Origin of the sequence: Nocardia cerradoensis NBRC 101014 (assembly GCF_000308535.1) — a bacterium.
GTDB classification, from domain to species: Bacteria; Actinomycetota; Actinomycetes; order Mycobacteriales; family Mycobacteriaceae; genus Nocardia; species Nocardia cerradoensis.
This window is the reverse complement of the sequence record NZ_BAFW01000314.1, coordinates 1-3297: the sequence shown is the minus strand read 5'-3', so window position 1 is coordinate 3297 and position 3297 is coordinate 1. Positions and strand designations below refer to the sequence as shown.

Below are 3297 nucleotides of genomic sequence, written 5' to 3'. Positions count from 1 at the left end.
GCCGCCGCCGAGGTAGATCTCACCGCCCGACATCGCCGACGAGCCGCCCGGACCGCCCGCGCGATCGAGCACCAGCACCCGGGCGCCCGTGCGCGCGGCCTCGAATGCCGCTGCGGCCCCGGCACATCCGTAGCCGACGACCAGAACGTCGGTATCCAGGTCGTAGTGGGTGATCTCGGTCGACGAGCGCGGCGTCACCGAATGAACCGGCATGGTCTGCCTCTCTCCTCGGCGGCACGCCGCGCTCGACGGTGAGCGCGGCGTGCCGGTGGTCGGGTGCGGGTGGGCTCAGCGGCCCGGCTTGTCCAGCAACTTGGCCTTCAGGGCGTCGACCGTCGCGGAGTCCACACCCAGGCCGTCCGACAGGAACCGATCGAAGGATCCGTACGACTGCTGGACCTGGTCGAAGGAGGCGTCCAGATAATCGGCCTGCACGCCCAGAATCGGCGCGAACAGCGACGGATCGGTGACCAGACCGCGCTGCACCAGCGCATCCATCTGCGCCTTGTTGCTCGCGGCCAGATAGTCGTTGGACGCCAGATAATCCTTGTAGATCTGGCCCTTGGGCACATCCAGGGCCGACATCAGGATCGCCGTCATCCAGCCGGTGCGGTCCTTACCGGAGGTGCAGTGATAGAGCACCGCGTTCGGAGAGCTCGCGATCTCCTTCAGCGCCGCGGAGAACTGGGCCCGCGCCGCACCGTCGGTGACCAGCCAGCGGTAGTAGTCGCGCATGATCTGCGCGGCCTTCCCGTCGCCGAGTTTGTCCTGCTGCATCTGCGGTCCGCCGGCGATGGTGCTCGACACCATGACATAGAAGTCGTTGTTCGGATCCCAGATCGACTGCGCGCTGTAGGGAATCGACGAGGGCAGCTGATCCGGAGCGGCCTTCATCTCGTTCGGGCTCCGGAAGTCGATGGCCTTGCCGATCTGCAGCGAGGCCAGCTTCTGCTGATCGGCGGGCGTCAGCCGGTTGAGCGCATCGGAGCGATAGACCAGGCCGAACCGGATCTTCCCGCCGCCGTGCTGCGTCGGATAGCCACCGATATCGCGAGCGTTGGGCGCGGAAATACCCAGGGACTGTTGCTGATCCGACGTGGCCGGCGCGGTATGGACCAGCGGTGGTGCGGCGAATGCCGGGGTGGTCGCGGCGGGCAGGACGGCGATGAGCGCGGCGGCCAGACCGGCCACCGACCCCCGCAGGACATGCGAAATCGGCACGGGTGGTGTTCCTTTCCTCGAGGTCCGCCGGATCGACGACGGACCACGTCTGGGCCGCGGAGACGTTCGCGCGGCGTCGATTCGGCGAGACTCAGGCCTCGGCGTCGGCCAGCAGCGTGACGGTTCCGGCGGCGCCGTCGACCCGCACCCGCTGGCCGTCGGACAGTCCGGTGCTGGCGGTCTTGGTATCCACCACGCACGGAATGCCGAATTCGCGGGCCACGATCGCCGCATGCGAGGCCGAGCCGCCGATATCGGTGACCACTGCGGCGGCGTAGGCGAACATCGCGGTATGTCCGGTGTCGGTGACCGAGGCGACCAGGATGTCGCCGGGCTCGATATCGTCGTCGGAGCTCAGCACCAGTTTCACGGTGCCCTCCACGACGCCTGCGCTGACTCCGGTGCCGGTGAGGCTCTCGCCGACCGCGAGCGCCCCCGAGATCGGCTGCGGTTCCCAGCGGCCGACCACCAGATCGGGCATCCGCACCGCCTGCAGTCGCACCCGCTCCTCACGCCGGCGGGCCACGCGGTCCTTCAGATCCGCGGGGGCCCAGAGCAATTCGTCGAGTGTGAGGAACCAGGCATCGTCGACATTGTTGAGTTCGTGCCGATCGACCAGTCGCGCCGCGAGCTCGCGGGCCGCCATGCGCAGGCAGTTCGTGTAGCGCACCACCGCATCGCGGACGCGTTCCCGCGAGACCGTGGCGCCGACGGCCATCCGCGCGGTGCGCGCGGTCGGCTCGGGAACCGCGTCGCGCTTCGGCGCCGGGAGTTCGGCGGCCCGGGCGGCGGCGGTGACCAGCAGTTCGGGGCGGTCGCCGAAGGTCGGGTTGAGGAATTCGCATTCTCCCGGGCCGCGGTGGCCGACCACCGCCAGCTCGGCATCCAGGGCCTGCGCGAAGCGGGCCGAGCGGCTGCGCGCCAGGGCGACATCGCCCGCCCGGGCGGCCTCGTGGACGGCGGGTTCCTCGCGGCAGACCGCGGCCAGCCGTTCCACCGCGAGCATCGGCCGCGCCGATTCGAGGCGGTTCACGTCGATCGGCACATCCGGGTCGTCCTTGCCCCGTGCGTGCATGGCCGTCGCGGCACCGACCAGCATGACCCCGATCGAGGCCGCCGCCCAGGACTGATTGAGCCGATCCCGCCACAGCAGTGCCCGGGCGTGCAGCTGCGCGTCGGACAGCTTCTCGATGTCGATGCGGGACAGCGCTTCTCGATGTGAGGCGGCGTTGATGGTTTCGGTGGTGGCGCCGAAGCGCAGTGCCGTCGCCAGCACCCGGCCGGTGGCCTTGGCCGTACCCCACGTGCTGCCCAGTCCGGTCGGCATCGGCGGTCGGCCCTGGGGCTGCAACGGGACCTCGGGCGGGATGGTGCCGTACACGTCGCGGCGGATGCTGTCCTCGTCCCAGCCCGGCATATTGTCCGCGGCCAGGACGCCGATCGAGGCGTTGATGAAGATGTGGTGGCCGAGCACCGAGGTGACGCGGCTGGTCCAATGCTCGAGGGCGATGCCGTCGAGGGCGATCATATGACCCATCGCGGCGTTGGCGAGCCGGATCGCCCCGGCCTGCAGGTCGATGGTGAGCGGGCTCATCGGGCCGGGCAGCGCCTCGGAGGTATTGGTGGCGGTGTGCACCGGGATGCGCGGATCGACGCGGTCGTCGAATTCGCCCTCCAGGCCCTCGGGGGCGGCGACCTCCAGCGGATGCCCGTCGGACGTCTTCGCGCGCGCGGGAATCACATAGTCGGTCAACGGGATAGCGCCGCGGCGGGCGCGGAAGCCGGTGCCGTGCGGGCGGCGGCCGACCAGTCCGCGCACGATGTCCTCGACCACTTCGGGACCGGTCCAGCCGTAGCGGAAATCCCAATCGCCCTGTGCGGTGGCGGGATCGAGATCGGGAAGGCGAACGCCGCCGGCGCCCGGGACGCGAGGCGGAATACGCAGACCGGCCTTCCGCAGCATCGCCCGCGCCTGCGAGCCGGAAACAGGCTCGGGTGCAACGAGATCCACTGTGCCGGTGCGATCGGAGGTCGCGGCGAGCACGAGGAAGCGTTCCACGTCGTCGGTGTGCACCA

3 protein-coding genes are annotated in these 3297 nt (G+C 70.0%); all 3 read right to left on the bottom strand.

Annotated elements, in window-relative coordinates:
- A partial coding sequence (locus ON23_RS28320; protein ID WP_039781984.1) for an FAD-dependent oxidoreductase occupies positions 1 to 213 on the bottom strand: 213 nt, incomplete at its 3' end.
- A 75-nt stretch (positions 214 to 288) separates the two neighbouring features.
- Positions 289 to 1221, bottom strand: a complete 933-nt coding sequence (locus ON23_RS28315) for a tyrosine-protein phosphatase (RefSeq protein WP_210743839.1) — start codon at positions 1219 to 1221, stop codon at positions 289 to 291.
- Between the two features lie 91 nt (positions 1222 to 1312).
- Positions 1313 to 3297, bottom strand: a 1985-nt coding sequence (locus ON23_RS39620) for a PEP-utilizing enzyme (RefSeq protein WP_051043489.1), incomplete at its 5' end; no start/stop codon positions are given.